We start from the raw sequence: 16226 nt of genomic DNA on the forward strand, positions 1-16226 counted from the left end.
CGCCGGACGGGCTTGATTTTCGCCGGTCGGCCTGAATCTTCAGGCCGACCGGCGAAAAATTCAAGCCTCGCCGGCGATCGAGGCGCGGGGTCCGGGGCGGAGCCCCAGGGCAGGGCGGGCCCATAGTCGGCCTCGCCGGCGACTGAGCGCGCAGGGGCCCGGGGGCGGACCCCCAGTTCCCCGCGCCTCGGCGCTCGTCCGGATTCGCACCTGTTCAGGTAGCGTCGGAAGTATGAAGACCAGGCTGTTCACCGCAGTGTCCGGTCTGTTGCTCGCGTTCTCGGCGACCGCCCTCGTGGCGGCCCCGGCAGCGCAGGCGGCCACCGGCCCCGAAACCGTGGCCGCGGCGCTGAAGAAAAGCCCGGTGTACGTGGACCCGCGCGCCACCGGCCAGCTGTCCAAGGCCGACGCGAACGCCCTCGCCAAGAAAATCAAGGACGCGGACAAGCCGGTCTTCGTGGCGGTCCTGCCGAACAACGCGGAGTTCCCGCCGGACTCGGTCCTGCGGAACATCCGTACCGAGACCGGCATCACCGGCCTGTACGCGATCCGCCTCGGCAACGGCTTCAACGCCGGCGCGGACCGCAGTGTCCTGTCCCACCAGGCCGTCCAGAACCTGGTCACGGCGGTCAAGACGCCCCCGGGCGCCGACGCCGCCACGCAGCTGAACAACTTCGTCGACCAGGCCCTGCCCCAGACTCGCGGCAGCGCCCCCTCCTCCTGGGGCGCAGGCCCTGACCAGGGCTCGAACATCGGCTCCCTGGTCACGCTCGGCGTGGTCCTGGCCGCCGGCGGCGCGGGCGCCTACACGATCATCCACCGCAACCGCCGGAAGAAGGCCGAGGAGGAGCGGGCCGCCCTCGACAAGCTCCGCGTGGTCGTCGACGAGGACATCACGGCCTTCGGCGAGGAGCTGGACCGGCTCGACTTCCACCCTTCGGAGAAGGGCGCGACCGATGCCATGCGCGCCGACTACGAGCGCGCACTCGACTCGTACGACAAGTCGAAGTCGCTGATGGGAGCCGCCGGGCATCCCCGTGACGTACGCGAAGTCACCCAGTCTCTGGAGGACGGCCGCTACTCGCTGGCGGTCCTGGACGCACGCCGCCAGGGTGTTGCCGTGCCGGAGCGCCGGCCGCCGTGCTTCTTCGACCCGCGCCACGGCCCTTCGGTCGCCGACGTCTCCTGGTCGCCGGCCGGCGCAGCAACCCGTGAGGTCCCGGTGTGTGCCGCCGACGCCGCCCGTCTCGAGGACGGCGAGGACCCGATGGCCCGCACGGTCGAGACGGGTTCCGGCCGCCGTCCGTACTGGGAGGCGGGACCGGCGTACGGCCCCTGGGCCGGCGGCTACTTCGGCGGCGGCCTGCTGCCCGGCCTGCTGGTGGGCACGCTGCTCGGCAGCATGCTCTCCACGCCGGCCTACGCGGCCGACTACGGCGGCGGAGACTTCAGCGGCGGCGACTACTCGGGTGCCGACTTCAACTCCTCCGACTTCGGCGGCGGCGACTGGGGCGGCGGGGGCGGCTTCGACGGTGGTGGCGGGTTCGACGGGGGCGGCGGCTTCTAGCGGCTCAGCGGCAGCGGTGCCGCAGGCCAAGCGCCGGTGCCATGCTGGAAGCGAGCCACGGAGGTCGCGATGGGGTTCTACGCCGAGCGAATCGTGCCGCGGATCGTCGATGTCGCCTGCGGCACGAAGACGGTCCAGCCGCTGCGGCGCCGGGTCTGCGAGGGCCTGACGGGCGAAGTGATCGAGATCGGATTCGGTTCGGGGCACAACGTCCCCTTCTACCCGGCGGCCGTCACCGGCGTGACCGCGGTCGAGCCTTCCGATGTCGGCTGGCAACTTGCCGGCGACCGCGTCAGGGCGGCCACCGTCCCGGTGCAGCGCGCCGGTCTGGACGGCCAGGCCCTGCCCTTCGAGAACGACACTTTTGACGCCGCTCTCTCCACCTGGACGCTCTGTACCATCCCGGATGCAGCGGCGGCGCTGCGTGAGGTGCGGCGCGTCCTCAAGCCCGGAGGGACGCTGCATTTCCTCGAGCACGGGCTGGCCCCGGCAGAGGACGAAAACGTGCGCCGCTGGCAAAGGCGGCTCGAGCCACTGAACAAGCGGATCTTCGGCGGGTGCCATCTCACCCGGCCGACCCTCGACATGCTGGCGACCGCGGGATTCACGATCACCGACCTCGATGTCTTCTACGAGAAGGGCGCACCGAAGCCCATGGGCGCCGACTCCCTCGGCACCGCCCTGTCTCCCTAGTCAGCGCTCGGCGACGAAGGCGGCCCACCAGAACCACGGGGCCGCCCGGTCCGGCGTGCACCTACCGCTCCGCCGGCATGATGTGCAGCCCCGGAAAGGGAGTTCGGCGCAGCACGGGAGGTGCCGGATCTGCTCGCGCTGCACGGTGTGCCGCCCGGTCGCGGCTTCCGGCTGTACCTGTTCCCGCATGCGGACGGCGTCCGGGTTGGCCCTGAGGGCGGGCCCGTGTCGAATTCATTACGGAAAGTCGCGAATCGCTACACTGGGTAATTGAACATGATCGTCTTTCTGTGTTTGCTTCATGCCCATGCGCAACAGAACGAGGCTCAGAGCCTTCGCGGCCGCCGCCCTCACCGCTGCCATGGTGATGGCCGGACCCATGTACGCTTCCGCCCGGTCCGCCCGGGCGTCCGACGAGCGTGCCGCCCCCGCCCCGCTGTACCGCTCGGCGAAAGCCGTGCCCGGTCGTTACATCGTGACCCTCAGCAAGGCCGTCGACACGGAGTCGGTGATGGGGCAGGTCGGCGTGACGCCGACCTTCACCTACAAGTCGGCGATGCGGGGATTCGCCGCCGCGCTCAGCCCGCAGCAGCTCGAGTGGGTGCGGGCGACCCCCGGGGTCATGGCTGTCGAGGAGGATGCCACGGTCTCGGTGCTGGAATCCGGGGACGGCGACACCCGGGCAGCGGACTCGTTGGCACGGGCCTCGTTGGCACCGGCATCGTTGGCTCCGGCCGCGTCCTGGGGGCTGGACCGTATCGATCAGCACAACCTGCCGCTCGACAAGAGTTTCACCGTGAAAACCGGCGGACAGGGTGCCACCGCGTACATCCTCGACACCGGCATCGACTACACCCACACCGAGTTCGGCGGGCGCGCCGTATTCGGCTACGACGCCGTCGGGGACGGGTGGAAGGGGCGCGACTGCCATGGCCACGGGACCCATGTCGCGGGCACGGTAGCGGGCAAGACGTACGGCGTGGCACGCCAGGCCTCCCTCGTCGGCGTCCGGGTCCTCAACTGCCTGGGCATGGGCAGCTGGTCGGCTGTGATCGCAGGACTGGACTGGGTGGCGGCCAACGCCAAGCATCCGGCCGTCCTCAATGCCTCCCTCGGCGGCGAGAAGTCGGTCGCGGTGAACAACGCCATCACCGCCCTGTCGGACAGCGGCGTCCTTCCGGTCGTCGCCGCCGGCAACGATTCGGCGGACGCCTGTGACGCCTCACCCGCGTCCGCGGACCGTGTGGTGACCGTCGGTGCGACCGACCGCAATGACGAAGAGGCCGACTTCTCCAACTTCGGCGAGTGCCTGTCGCTCTACGCGCCCGGTGTCAGCATCGTCTCGGCGAGGTTCTTCGGCGGCAGTTCGACCAAGAGCGGCACGTCCATGGCCTCTCCTCATGTCGCCGGTGTCGCAGCGCTCTACGCGGCGCAGCACCCGACGGCGCTCCCGCAGGAAGTAGCCATCTGGCTCGAGGACGGGGCCACCAAGGACGTTCTCGTCAACGTCAGCCAAGGCTCGCCCAATCGGCTTCTGTACACCAACGGCGTCTGAGGCGTAGCGGACATGACCGAGCGCCCGCCCGGCCGTGGTGACGGCGGGGCGGGCGCGCTCGTGGGGCAGGCCGGTCGGGCCTACGGGATCAGGCCTGCGGCGCGGCCTTGATCGCGGAGATGTCGAAGCTCAGCCTGACCTTGTCGCTGACCATCACGCCACCGGTCTCCAGCGCCGCGTTCCAGGTCAGGCCCCAGTCGGAGCGGAGGATCTCGGCGCTGCCCTCGAAGCCGACGCGCTCATTGCCGTACACATCGGTGGCGGAGCCGTTGAACTCCAGGTCGATGGCGAGCGGGCGCGTGACGTCCTTGATCGTCAGGTCACCGGTGATGCGGTACGAGTCGCCGCCGAGCTGCTCCGCGTGCGTCGATCGGAACGTCATCAGCGGGTACTTATCGGCATCGAAGAAGTCGCCGCTGCGCAGGTGGCCGTCACGGTCGGCGATCCCGGTGTCGATGCTGGTGATCTTGACGTCGATCTCGGCGGTGGAGTGGTGGGGGTCGGTGCCGTTCAGCTGCAGGCTGCCGGAGAAGTCGCCGAATGAGCCGCGGACATTGGTGACCATGGCGTGGCGCACCGTGAAGCCGATGCTGCTGTGGGCGGGGTCGATGCTGTACTCGCCGGTCAGGGCGGCGAGGGCCGGGTCCACCGTGGCGGTCGCGGTGGCGGTCGCGGTGGCGGTCGCGGTGGTGGTGTCGGTCTTGCGGTTGAAGAGACCCATGACGCACTCCTTGGGGGACGTGGTGGCGTGTTGTTTAAGGTTCAACAGAACTGACTGTAAACCCATTCCGTTCAAAGTTCAACATCTTTGGCATCCTCTCAAGGGGTTCATTCAAAGGACGCGGACGCCCTCTGGCGGACGCGCGTAGAACTCGGGCACCATTTCCCTGCGCCACCTGCACAGCCGTCCCACCGGAAAACACGGTCCTCAACGGTCACCAGCAGGAGGGATCCCCCGCCATGAAAGTCCGCTCTGCTCTGAGCACGCTCGCGCTCGTCTCAGGTGCGCTCTTCGCGCCCGGATTCGGTGTCATCAGCGGCGCTACCGACGCGAGCGCCGCCACCAAGATCAGTCATGCCACGGCGACCTCGATGTTCCGCTCGTCCGGGATCACCTGGTCCTCGTCGGGCGGCTGCTCCGACCGCAACAATCCGACCTGTACGTCGTTCGAGCAGCTCAACCTCGACACCGCCAAGGGGGCGCAGACCCTCAAGAGCGCCACCGGCTGTGCGCTCAACATCACCGGCGGCACCGAGACCGGGCACGCGGGTGGCACGTACTCGCACTGGAACGGCTACAAGCTCGACTACGCCAAGTCCACATGCGTCACCAACTACATCAAGAACACCTTCAGCTACATCGGCGCGCGTCCCGGTGACGGCGCCCCGCAGTGGAAGTCCGGCTCCGGGAACGTCTACGCGGACGAGGGCAGCCACTGGGACGTCATCTATTACAACTGCGGCGGCTGCTGAGCCGGTGCGGGCGGGTGTCCGGCCGTTTCCCCCATGCCGGCCGGACACCCGTGCGTGTCAGGACCCGACGGTCAGCGTGAAGCGCCGCGGGTTGCCGTCGTACGCCGCACCGGAGACATCCGGCTGGCCGTCGGGGCGGACGTCGTCGTACGGGAAGGCGTAGCCGATCGGGGTGTTGGCGTGCAGCACGCGTGACCAGTGGTTGGTGGCCGGGGCCCGGTAGTAGTCGGCCGAGGTCGCGCCGTTCGGCTGGTCGGGGTGGGTCAGCAGGGTCGTCCGGTTGAAGCCGGCGGCGAACCTGGCGAGCAGGCCCTTCTTGTCGTCCGGGTCGCCGGGGTTGTTGGCGAACGGGCCGTGGTTGCAGGTGAAGATGTCCTTCGAGGTCGGCCTGGCGAAGGTGTGGCCGCCGGCGAAGGTCATGACGTCGCCGTTGACGCGCCCGGTGCGGATGCCCCGCCCGCCCTGCAGGTCGATCCGCAGATCGGTGGAGCGGTATTTCTGCCAGACCTGATTGATGTAGTTGTCGAAGACGTTCCGGAAGGGCATCTCCGCGGGGCGGTCGAAGTACGGGGCCATCAGATTCTGCGGTGAGATCACCCGCAGCACCTGGCCGCCGGAGCCGCGGATGACCAGCTTGTCCCAGGGCTGGCCGTCACGGCCCGCCTGGGCGACAAGTCCGTCGGCGATCTTCTGCAGCGCGCCGTTCGGGAGAGCCGCGACCCTGTGGGTGGCGTCGCCGGTCAGTGTGAGACCGATCGGGAGTGCGGTCACCAGGTCGACATAGCTGATGTTCGCGTACAGCTGCGACGGGTTGAAGGTGAACTCCGCGAAGGACCAGGTGCGGCCGTAGTTGGCGTCGGCGGGGGTCGCGAAGGCCGGCTCGACCAAGGCGGGGCCGGGGTTGACGAAGAAGTTGAGCTTGTTGTCGCGTACGAAGTAGACGCGGGCGCCGAACATCTGCGGCAGCGTCAGCACCACCGGGCCCGCGCCGGCCGGGCGCAGCGGGATGGCACAGTCGACGGGAAGCGGGGTCTGCGGCGCGGACGGGGACTCGGGGTAGTAGACGCCGCCGCCCGGACGGAGCAGCACCCAGCGTCCGGTGCCCTGCTCATGGCCGGTGACGTACGCGTTGACCGTGCCGGGCAACGACTTGTTCTCCAGGGCCAGTTCGCAGGTGGGGGCGGCGGCCTTGGCGTGCGTGCTGAGAGCGCTTCCCCAGGCGGGGTAGGTGAGTGCTGTCGCGGCAGCTGCGGTGCCGGAAAGGAACGTTCTGCGGGATATCACGGCATGAACTCCTGGGATCGTGGGGGGTGTCCACCACTCTTGCCACGGCTGGGGCGGGCGTCAATAGTTGTGACTGAGAGCGCTCTCACGATCTTGGTTGATTCACAAGTTGATGGCTCCGTAGGCGACTTGGACTAACGCACCGGGGTTGTTGGACTACTGGCGGCCTCGGCGCACGACGTCGTTGACGGTGGTGAGAGCGAAGGACTACGCAGTCCCCATGCCACGAAGACTCCGTGCGGCGTGCGCGTTCGTCGCCGTCTCATCCGCCGTGTTCGCCCTGGCCGGGCCCGCAGTCCCGGCCGCCGCCGTCCCCGCTGCGGCGACTGCCGCAGCCGAGCGCGAAGCTCCCGTCGTCATAGGCTCCGCCCAGCTCTCGGTCGCCGTCGCCGAGGACTTCCCGAGGGTTCTCTCGTACACCGACCGTGCCAGTGGGGCCGGGCTTCTCGGGAGTACGGCCCCGGTGACCGCGGTCACCCTCAACGGCAAGGCGTACGGAGTGCGGTCGAAGGGCGAGCCCACCGTCACGGCGTCGAGCGCCGCGTACACCCTCACCTTCGCCGACCTGCCCGGTGTCGAGATCGACGCGACGCTCTCCGTCTCCGGCCGGGCCACTGCCTTCGAGGTCACCGCGGTCCGTGACACCGAGGCCTTCCGTGTCGGCACCATCGACATCCCCGGCCATGACCTGGTCTCGGTCGGCAGCTCGGACACCGGCGCCGAGACCGCCTTCACCCGGCTCGACCCGGACTCGACGAAGACCGCCGACGTCTTCGACAGGGTGACGGCCGGGACGGCGGCGGACACCGCACCGGTCGGAGCCTCGTACGCGCTGGTCAACACGGGAGCGCTGGCCGCGGCCGTCGAGTCCAACTCCAGCTACGACAAGCCGAGCGGTGCCACCGGCGGCGACGACGCCCGCTTCTGGCACCAGGCCCGCAAGGCCGCGGACGGCAGCACCCGCGTCGGCGTCTGGTCCGGACAGTGGACCTACCGGGGGAGTGGCGCTGCGCGCCCGGAGAGCGGCGGGAACCTCCCCTGGGCGAAGGTCGTCGTCACACCCGATGCCAACGGCGACAACAAGGTCGACTGGCAGGACGGCGCGGTCGCCTTCCGCATGATCGGGGTCAAGGCGCCGGGCAGCGGACAGACGCCCGACCGAGTGATCACGCATATCCCGTTCAACTTCGCCAGCCAGGCCACGCACCCCTTCCTGCGGACCCTCGACGACGTCAAACGGATCTCGCTCGCCACGGACGGGCTGGGGCAGCTGGCGGTGCTCAAGGGGTACGGCTCCGAGGGCCACGACTCGGCGCACCCGGACTACGGCGGCAACTACAACAAGCGCGCCGGCGGCCTCACGGACCTCAATACACTGCTGAGGGGAGGAAAGAAGTGGGGCGCGTCCTTCGGCGTGCATGTGAACGCCACCGAGTCGTACCCCGAGGCGCACCACTTCACCGAGAACCTCGTCGACAAGACCAGGCCCGGCTGGAACTGGCTGAACCAGAGCTACTACATCGACCAGCGCCGTGACATCAACAGCGGTGATCTGGCGCGCCGATTCCGGCAATTGAGGGACGAGACCGACCGCAATCTCTCCTTCCTCTACATCGACGTCTACTACACGCACGGCTGGATCGCCGACAGGACGATGCAGGCCGTGCAGGCGCAGGGCTGGACGGTCGGCACCGAGTGGGCCGACAAGTTCGAGCGGGCCTCGCTCTGGTCGCACTGGGCCAATGACCTGGACTACGGCGGGGCCACCAACAAGGGCCTCAACTCGCGGATCATCCGGTTCATCCGCAACGGTGAGAAGGACGTCTGGAACAACCATCCGGTCCTGGGCCAGACGGCCCTCGAGGACTTCGAGGGCTGGACCGGCGAGACCGATTGGAACGCCTTCTACGGCAATGTCTGGCAGCGCGATCTGCCGGCCAAGTACCTCCAGCAGGAGCAGATCACCCGCTGGAACGGCAATGACCTGGTCTTCACGGGCGGCGTGCGCGGCACTGTCGAGGACGGCCGCCGCACGTTCTACGACCACGGCCGCAAAGTCCTGGACGGCGACCGCTATCTGCTGCCGTGGGACGGCGGCAAGAAGCTGTACCACTACAACAAGGCCGGTGGCAGCAGTAGTTGGACCGTGACCGGCGCGTCGTCGTACACCGTGTACAAGCTGACCGACAACGGGCGCGTGAAGACCGGCACCGTACGGCCCGTGGACGGCCGGATCACGCTGGCCGCGGCTGCCGGACAGCCGTACGTCCTCTACCCGGGCCGCGCGCCCGCCCCGCGGGATCCGCTGTGGGGCCAGGGCGGCCCGGTCGCCGACCCCGGTTTCAACGACGCCCGGACGGCCGCCTGGACCAAGCGGGGTACGGTCGCCCGCCACACCGACGGCCAGGGCCGCAACAGCGGCCTGCTGAGCGGCAGCGGCACGGCCTCCGTCTCCCAGCGGCTGACCGGACTCACGCCGGGCGCCCGCTACACCGCGTCGGCCTGGATCGAGGTCCAGCCGGGCAAGGTACGCCGTACGACCCTGTCCGCCGGTGGCGCGTCCGTCGTGGTCGAACGCTCGACCGCGAAGGACCAGGTCGCCGCCTCCGACCGGCACGGCACCTACTTCCAGCGCGCCAAGGTGAACTTCACCGCGCCGCGCGGATCCACCGCCACACTCACGATCGAAGCGGCGGGCGGCAGTACGGCCACCGTCGGCGTCGACGACGTACGTGTGGTCAGGAACGCTCCGGCGGTCAGACCGGCCACGGTCGTGTACGAGGATTTCGAGGCCGTCGACCAGGGCTGGGGCCCCTTCCTCAAGGGCGACGCGGGCGGGGTCACCGACCCGCGCACCCACATCGCGCAGAAGCACGCCCCGTACACCCAGGCGGGCTGGAACGGAAAGCTCGTCGACGATGTGCTGAGCGGCGAAGAGTCCCTCAAGTCCCACGAGGAGAACGCCGGTCTCGTCTACCGCACCGCGCCCTGGACCGTGCCGATGGAGAACGGGCACAGCTACCGGGTGGAGTACGACTACCAGTCGAGTCACGCGGCCGCGTACGAGTGGGTCACCGGCTACGACCGGATCGGTGCGGACGGGGTCCCGGCCTCCGTCGAGACCCGCCGCACGCCGATCGGACAGCAGGGGGCACCTCCCGGCGGTGGCCCGGGGAGTACCACCGGCCACTTCACCGAGACCGTCACGGCGGGCTGTGGCGACACCTGGACCGGTCTGCGCAAGCGCGACGACGCCCCGGACGGTGCGGACTTCGTCCTCGACGGCTTCACCGTGACCGACCTCGGTCCGGCCGCCGAGCAGGCGGCGTGCGGGACGCTCATCGGGGACCCGGCGGCAAGCGCTTTCCGCATGTTCGCGTCATGCCCATTGAAAGCAGGAAGAAGTGCGTGCTAGACCAACGCGCAACCGGTCTACGTCACTTCCGTTCCGGAGGCTCCCGTGCCGCTGCCGTCCGCATGGTCCCGCCGATGGTTTCTCACCACCGCCGTAGCAAGCGCTCTTGGCCTCCTCTCCCCGGGACGTGCGACGGCCGACGACGAGTACGAGACCCTGCGGCTGCGCTGGCTGGAGATCAGCCTCGGCACCGGCTACGACCCGACCGCCGAGCCGTACGCCTCCCGCCTCGCCGAGACGGGAGGGCTTGCCGCCGGGTTCCGCGCCTCCATGGCGCCCACCGACACCTCGCTGTGGCCCGGCTACCGCTTCGACCCGCCCTCCGGCATCACCCAGAGCTACAGCCGCCTGTGGACCATGACCCAGGCCTACGCACAGCAGGGCACCGGTCTCACCGGCGACGCCGGGCTCCTCGCCGACATCATCCGCGGGCTCGACCATCTCGCCGCCAAGATCTACAACCCCTCCACCACCCGCTACGGCAACTGGTGGGAGTGGCAGATAGGCAGCCCCCGCCTCCTCATGGACATCGTCGCCGTCCTTCACGACAGACTCACCGAGACCCGGCGGGCGCAGGCCTTCGCCGCCGTCGACCACTTCATCCCCGACGCCGTGCTCGGCGACTACAGCGGCACATCCACCGGCGCCAACCGCGTCGACCTCTGCCGCTCCGTCATCCTGCGCGGCGTCCTCGGCAGGGACTCCGGGAGGATCACGCCGGCCCGCGACGCCCTCGCGCCCGTCTTCCCGTACGTCACCAAGGGCGACGGGCTCTACGCCGACGGCTCGTTCGTCCAGCACACCTGGGTCGCCTACTCCGGGACGTACGGACAGGTCATGCTCGACGGACTCGGCCGCCTCTTCGCGCTGCTCGCGGGCTCTGCCTGGGATGTCACCGACCCGAACCGGCAGATCATCCTGGACAGTGTCGAGCACGCGTACGCGCCGCTGATCTACAACGGGCTGATGATGGACAGCGTCAACGGCCGTGCCATCAGCCGGGGTTACCTCAGGAGCGACGAGCGCAAGATCATGCGCAGCGACCACTTCCACGGGCAGGGGCTGATCGCCGCCATCGCGCTCCTCGCGGGCGGGGCCTCCGCCGCCGAGCGGGACCGCTGGCACGCCCGGATCAAGGGCTGGATCGAACGGGACACCACCACGCCGATCCTCACCGGCCGGCAGTTCGGTGTCGCCGACCTCTCCAGGCTCCACGCGGTCGCCGCCGCACCCGTGCCCGCCGCGCCCGAGCCGGTCGGCCACCAGCTCTTCGCCTCGATGGACCGGGCCGTGCACCGCCGGCCCGGCTGGGCCGCGAACATCTCCATGGCCTCGCAGCGGATCGCGTACTACGAGTGCGGCAACGGCGAGAATCCGCGCGGCTGGCACACCGGCGCCGGAATGCTCTACTGGTGGCCGGGCGAGGGCCAAGGAGGCAGGTCCGATCAGTACACGGACTGGTTCTGGCCCACCGTCGACCCCTACCGGCTGCCCGGGACGACTGTGTCGACCAAGCGACTTGCCGACCTGGCGGGCGGCGAATGGGGCGAGCCCAAGCCCGCCGCGACCTGGGTGGGCGGCGCGAGCGACGGCGAGTTCGCGGCTGTCGGCCAGCATCTGCTCGGCCTCGGCTCCACCCTGCAGGCCCGTAAGTCCTGGTTCTGCGTCGCCGACGCGGTCGTCTGCCTCGGCGCGGGCATTTCGAGCACCGACGGCGTGCCCGTCGAGACGGTCGTCGACAATCGCAACCTCGGCGCCGGGGGGACGAACGACTTCACGGCCGGGCGCGGCTGGGCGCACCTCGAAGGCCACGGCGGCTGGATCTTCCCGGACGGTACGGAGCCGCTGCGCACCCTGCGCGAGGACCGGACCGGCGCCTGGAGCGACATCAACACCACCAGCTCCACCGAGCGGGTCACCCGCCGCTACCAGACCCTCTGGCTCGACCACGGCACCGACCCGGCGGATGCGTCGTACGTGTATCTGCTGATGCCCGGAGCGAGCCGCCGCACCCTCGCGGTCCGCGCCCGGGACGAGCACTGGCTGGAAGTCCTCGCCAACACCAGGGCCTGCCAGGCCGTGTCCGTCCGGTGTCTGGGACTGACCGCCGCGAACTTCTGGCAGCCCGGTACGGTGGGCCCGCTCACCTCAACGGCCCAGGCGAGTGCCCTCGTACGGAGTAATCGTCGCACCGCGACCCTCCACATCAGCGAGCCGCCGCGTACCGGAGAGCCCGTGGAGATCACCTGGCACCATCCGGTGCGTAAGGTGACCAGCAAGGACGCGTCTGTCGAGGTGCTCGCCACCGGCCGGTCGCTGCGGCTGCGAGTCGCCGGTGGCACCGCTGGAGCCAGTCAGCACTGTGAGGTGGCTCTCAGATGAACGGCTTGTTGAACCTCCACAAAGCTTGGGGGTCCTGAGCTGGTAGTTGGGCTACAGCACGGAATGGTTCTGTTCAAGCCCAACAGGAGATGGCTCCGGAGACTGTGCGGAGTCGACGGCAGGGTTTTCTTGGTCGGATCCGTAGGGTCGATGCATGACCGTTTTGGACGAGACCTCCAGCGAGCCCAGCGACGCGCGTGGGCGTGTGGCGGAGCTGCACGATCTCCGCGAGCAGGCCCGGCGCGGGCCGAGTGAGCGTGCGACCCAGGCGCAGCATGCCAAGGGCAAGCTGACCGCTCGTGAGCGGATCGCGTTGTTGCTGGACGAGGGTTCGTTCAGGGAGGTCGAGCAGCTGCGCCGGCACCGGGCGAGTGGTTTCGGCCTGGAGGCGAAGAAGCCGTACACCGACGGTGTCATCACCGGGTGGGGCACGGTGGAGGGCCGGACGGTGTTTGTCTACGCGCACGACTTCCGGATCTTCGGCGGGGCGCTGGGCGAGGCTCACGCCACGAAGATCCACAAGATCATGGACATGGCGATCTCGGCGGGCGCGCCGCTGGTGTCGCTGAACGACGGCGCTGGCGCCCGTATCCAGGAGGGCGTCTCGGCGCTGGCCGGCTACGGCGGCATCTTCCAGCGCAACACCCGCGCCTCCGGTGTCATCCCGCAGATCAGCGTGATGCTCGGCCCGTGCGCGGGCGGCGCGGCCTACAGCCCCGCCCTGACGGACTTCGTGTTCATGGTCCGTGAGACCTCACAGATGTTCATCACCGGCCCCGACGTCGTCAAGGCCGTGACCGGCGAGGAGATCACCCAGAACGGGCTCGGCGGCGCGGACGTGCACGCCGAGACCTCCGGCGTCGCGCACTTCGCGTACGACGACGAGGAGACCTGCATCGCCGAGGTCCGCTACCTGCTGGCGATGCTCCCCTCCAACAACCGCGAGAACCCGCCCACCGCCCACGCCGAGGACCCCGCCGACCGCCGGTCCGACGTCCTGCTGGACCTGGTCCCGGCGGACGGAAACCGCCCCTACGACATGCACAAGGTGATCGAGGAGCTCGTCGACGACGGCGACTACCTCGAGATCCACGAACGCTGGGCCCGCAACATCATCTGTGCCCTGGCCCGTCTCAACGGCCAGGTGGTCGGCATCGTGGCCAACCAGCCGCAGTCCCTGGCCGGTGTCCTGGACATCGAGGCCTCGGAGAAGGCCGCCCGCTTCGTGCAGATGTGCGATGCTTTCAATATCCCGATCATCACCCTGCTGGACGTCCCCGGCTTCCTGCCCGGGGTCGACCAGGAGCACGGTGGAATCATCCGGCACGGCGCGAAGCTGCTGTACGCGTACTGCAACGCGACGGTGCCGAGGATCTCGCTGATCCTGCGCAAGGCGTACGGCGGTGCCTACATCGTCATGGACTCCCAGTCCATCGGAGCCGACCTCACCTACGCCTGGCCGACCAACGAGATCGCGGTGATGGGCGCCGAAGGTGCCGCCAATGTCATCTTCCGCAGGCAGATCGCCGACGCCGAGGACCCCGAGGCCATGCGGGTGCGCATGGTCAAGGAGTACAAGGCCGAGCTGATGCACCCGTACTACGCCGCGGAGCGCGGCCTGGTCGACGACGTCATCGACCCGTCCGAGACGCGCGAGGTGCTGATCGCATCCCTCGCCATGCTCCGCACCAAACACGCCGACCTGCCGTCCCGCAAGCACGGCAACCCCCCGCAGTAACCCTGCGAAGAGTCTGGAGCCCGAACAGCTATGAGCACTTCTGCTGAGTCCTCCGCGTCCTCCTCCCTGCTGCGCGTCGAGAAGGGGCACGCCGCCCCCGAGGAGCTGGCCGCGATCACCGCGGTGCTGCTCGCCCGCGCGGCGGCCCAGCCCGACGCTGTCCCGACCCGCCGCGGCCGCACCACGGCCGGCTGGCGCCGCCTGGAGCGCCAGTCCGGCTTCCGCACGGCTCACAGCTGGCAGGGCTGACGCCCACGGCCTGACGCAGCTTGAGAGGGCCCCGCATTCCTTCGGGAGTGCGTGGCCCTCTCTTGCGTCTCCCGGGGCTCTGCCCCGGATCCCGACCCCGACCCCCGACCCCGGTGGGTCGGGATCCGGGCCGAAGAACCGTACGAGAAAGCCCTCGCTCTCCATCAGGAGGGCGAGGGCTTTCTCGGGGACCGGACAGGCGACCGCGACCGCGGTACCGGCTACCGCAGGCGGGCCATCAGGGCGTGCTCGACCAGGGTGATGAGCGCGCTCTTGGCGTCCGCGCGGTGGCGGGCGTCGGTGGTGATGATCGGAGTGTCCGGGCCGATCTGCAGCGCCTCACGGACCTCTTCGGGGTTGTACGGCTGGTGTCCGTCGAAGCCGTTGAGGGCGATGACGAACGGCAGGCCGCTGTTCTCGAAGTAGTCGACGGCGGGGAAGCAGTCGGCGAGGCGGCGGGTGTCCACCAGGACCACCGCGCCGATGGCGCCGCGGACCAGGTCGTCCCACATGAACCAGAAGCGGTCCTGTCCGGGCGTGCCGAACAGGTACAGGATCAGGTCCTGGTCCAGGGTGATACGGCCGAAGTCCATGGCCACCGTGGTGGTGGTCTTGTCCCCGGTGTGGGTCAGGTCGTCGATGCCCGCGGAGGCAGACGTCATGACGGCTTCGGTACGCAGCGGGTTGATCTCCGAGACGGCGCCGACGAACGTGGTCTTGCCCACGCCGAAGCCGCCCGCCACCACGATCTTCGCGCTGGTGGTTGAGCGGGCTGCACCGCCGCTAGAGCTTGCGAAGTCCACTGAGCACCCTTTCGAGCAGTGTCACGGCTGGCTGGCCGCCGGCGGACTCGTCGCCGCCGGGCTGGTGAATGGCAACAAGTCCGGCCTCCGCCAGGTCGGCGACGAGGATCCGGGCAACGCCGAGGGGGATGGTGAGAAGTGCCGAGATCTCGGCGACCGACTTGATCTCGAAGCACAGTCGGCAGATCCGCTGGTGCTCGGGCAACTGCCCTTGCAGCCGGGCGGGCTCCGCCGTGGTGCTGACCAGCGCCTCGATGGCGAGCTGGTAGCGCGGCCGGGTCCGGCCGCCGGTCATGGCGTAGGGGCGCACCAGCGGGTTGTGCGCCGCGGGAGCGGGCTCCGGCGCCCGTCGCGGCTGCACCGGCTGGATGCGCGGCTGCTGCGGCTGGTCGTACGACGGGTCGTACGGCTGCTGCTGCGGCTGCTGGTAAGGCTGTTGGGCACCCTGTCTGCTCGGCGTGGAGGGAAAGTTGAAGCGGTTCTGAGAGTGATCACCCGGCGTCTGGTGAGCACCGTCATAAGGGCGTCCGCCTGGGGGTGTTGCCACGTTTCCTCCTCCGACTGCCGGTCGCCGGTCCATGTCCCTGTGGAGCCGCGCCACCGCACCCTATGGTGCGGTGGCGTGAAACGCACTGTCTGCTTGTTAGTTGAGAAGACTTCCCTGGAGCTCTGCACGCAGGTCCGGGGTGAGCACACTGCCCGCCCGGTCCACGAGCAGAGCCATCTCGTAACCCACCAGACCGATATCGGCCTCGGGGTGTGCGAGTACGGCCAGCGAGGAACCGTCGGAGACGGACATGATGAAGAGGAAGCCCCGTTCCATCTCCACCACCGTCTGGTTGACCGCGCCGCCTTCGAAAATCCGGGACGCCCCTGCGGTCAGCGAGGTCAGCCCGGAGGCTACGGCCGCCAGCTGATCGGCGCGGTCACGGGGGAAACCTTCGGACATCGCCAGCAGGAGTCCGTCGGCGGAGACCACCACGGTGTGGGACACCCCAGGGGTGTTGTCCACGAAGTTGGTGATCAACCAGTTCAGATTCTGCGCCGCCTGGCTCATCGGGCTCACA

Annotated in this window: 12 protein-coding genes and 1 pseudogene; 8 read left to right on the forward strand and 5 right to left on the reverse strand. The window is 69.2% G+C overall.

Features of this window, described 5'->3' with window-relative positions; all coding sequences use genetic code 11:
- The first annotated feature begins 232 nt into the window (after positions 1-232).
- The 3 genes from OG966_RS28780 to OG966_RS28790 all read left to right on the forward strand — a co-directional run bounded on the left by OG966_RS28780 (position 233) and on the right by OG966_RS28790 (position 3815).
- Positions 233-1567, forward strand: a complete 1335-nt coding sequence (locus tag OG966_RS28780; protein ID WP_326652826.1) for a hypothetical protein — start codon at positions 233-235, stop codon at positions 1565-1567.
- 36 nt (positions 1568-1603) lie between these two features.
- Positions 1604-2260 (forward strand): class I SAM-dependent methyltransferase, encoded by a 657-nt coding sequence (locus OG966_RS28785; RefSeq protein ID WP_326652827.1) that lies wholly within the window; start codon positions 1604-1606, stop codon positions 2258-2260.
- A 307-nt stretch (positions 2261-2567) separates the two neighbouring features.
- Positions 2568-3815 (forward strand): S8 family peptidase, encoded by a 1248-nt coding sequence (locus OG966_RS28790; protein ID WP_326652828.1) that lies wholly within the window; start codon positions 2568-2570, stop codon positions 3813-3815.
- A gap of 88 nt (positions 3816-3903) precedes the next feature.
- On the opposite strand, the gene OG966_RS28795 is transcribed toward OG966_RS28790, so the two are convergent.
- On the reverse strand, positions 3904-4536 hold the full coding sequence (locus OG966_RS28795) for a YceI family protein (protein ID WP_326652829.1): 633 nt from the start codon (positions 4534-4536) through the stop codon (positions 3904-3906).
- Positions 4537-4775: 239 nt separating this feature from the next.
- Here OG966_RS28795 and OG966_RS28800 point away from each other — a divergent pair, with 239 nt between their 5' ends.
- The gene (locus tag OG966_RS28800; RefSeq protein ID WP_326652830.1) at positions 4776-5288 is read left to right on the forward strand and encodes a hypothetical protein; all 513 of its coding nucleotides are present in this window, start codon (positions 4776-4778) and stop codon (positions 5286-5288) included.
- Positions 5289-5345: 57 nt separating this feature from the next.
- Here OG966_RS28800 and OG966_RS28805 read toward each other — a convergent pair whose 3' ends face one another.
- Positions 5346-6572: a glycoside hydrolase family 64 protein gene (locus OG966_RS28805; protein ID WP_326652832.1), complete on the reverse strand. Its 1227-nt coding sequence runs from the start codon at positions 6570-6572 to the stop codon at positions 5346-5348.
- A 220-nt stretch (positions 6573-6792) separates the two neighbouring features.
- Between OG966_RS28805 and OG966_RS28810 the strand changes: the two are divergent.
- The 4 genes and pseudogenes from OG966_RS28810 to OG966_RS28825 all read left to right on the forward strand — a co-directional run.
- Positions 6793-9969, forward strand: a pseudogene (locus OG966_RS28810) (endo-alpha-N-acetylgalactosaminidase family protein); the annotation flags it as partial.
- Between the two features lie 63 nt (positions 9970-10032).
- Complete coding sequence (locus tag OG966_RS28815) at positions 10033-12369, forward strand: polysaccharide lyase 8 family protein (protein WP_406730983.1); 2337 nt, start codon at positions 10033-10035, stop codon at positions 12367-12369.
- A gap of 154 nt (positions 12370-12523) precedes the next feature.
- Positions 12524-14107, forward strand: a complete 1584-nt coding sequence (locus tag OG966_RS28820) for an acyl-CoA carboxylase subunit beta (protein ID WP_326652833.1) — start codon at positions 12524-12526, stop codon at positions 14105-14107.
- Positions 14108-14137: 30 nt separating this feature from the next.
- On the forward strand, positions 14138-14356 hold the full coding sequence (locus OG966_RS28825) for an acyl-CoA carboxylase subunit epsilon (RefSeq protein ID WP_326652834.1): 219 nt from the start codon (positions 14138-14140) through the stop codon (positions 14354-14356).
- Positions 14357-14577: 221 nt separating this feature from the next.
- Here OG966_RS28825 and OG966_RS28830 read toward each other — a convergent pair whose 3' ends face one another.
- From OG966_RS28830 to OG966_RS28840, 3 genes are all read right to left on the reverse strand, one after another.
- The gene (locus tag OG966_RS28830) at positions 14578-15159 is read right to left on the reverse strand and encodes a GTP-binding protein (RefSeq protein WP_050791473.1); all 582 of its coding nucleotides are present in this window, start codon (positions 15157-15159) and stop codon (positions 14578-14580) included.
- A complete protein-coding gene (locus tag OG966_RS28835; RefSeq protein WP_326652835.1) occupies positions 15140-15706 on the reverse strand; it encodes a DUF742 domain-containing protein in 567 nt (188 codons plus the stop codon). The genes OG966_RS28830 and OG966_RS28835 overlap by 20 nt, the downstream gene beginning before the upstream one ends.
- Before the next feature lie 96 nt (positions 15707-15802).
- A complete protein-coding gene (locus OG966_RS28840; protein ID WP_053725133.1) occupies positions 15803-16216 on the reverse strand; it encodes a roadblock/LC7 domain-containing protein in 414 nt (137 codons plus the stop codon).
- Positions 16217-16226 lie beyond the last annotated feature (10 nt).

Source organism: Streptomyces sp. NBC_01750 (assembly GCF_035918095.1).
Lineage (GTDB): Bacteria > Actinomycetota > Actinomycetes > Streptomycetales > Streptomycetaceae > Streptomyces.

What these genes read in the sequence shown, in the direction of transcription:
- OG966_RS28795 (WP_326652829.1), bottom strand. Translation starts at nt 4,536, where the DNA reads ATGGGTCTCTTCAACCGCAAGACCGACACCACCACCGCGACCGCCACC.
- OG966_RS28780 (WP_326652826.1), top strand. Translation starts at nt 233, where the DNA reads ATGAAGACCAGGCTGTTCACCGCAGTGTCCGGTCTGTTGCTCGCGTTC.
- OG966_RS28790 (WP_326652828.1), top strand. Translation starts at nt 2,568, where the DNA reads ATGCGCAACAGAACGAGGCTCAGAGCCTTCGCGGCCGCCGCCCTCACC.
- OG966_RS28825 (WP_326652834.1), top strand. Translation starts at nt 14,138, where the DNA reads ATGAGCACTTCTGCTGAGTCCTCCGCGTCCTCCTCCCTGCTGCGCGTC.
- OG966_RS28800 (WP_326652830.1), top strand. Translation starts at nt 4,776, where the DNA reads ATGAAAGTCCGCTCTGCTCTGAGCACGCTCGCGCTCGTCTCAGGTGCG.
- OG966_RS28840 (WP_053725133.1), bottom strand. Translation starts at nt 16,216, where the DNA reads ATGAGCCAGGCGGCGCAGAATCTGAACTGGTTGATCACCAACTTCGTG.
- OG966_RS28820 (WP_326652833.1), top strand. Translation starts at nt 12,524, where the DNA reads ATGACCGTTTTGGACGAGACCTCCAGCGAGCCCAGCGACGCGCGTGGG.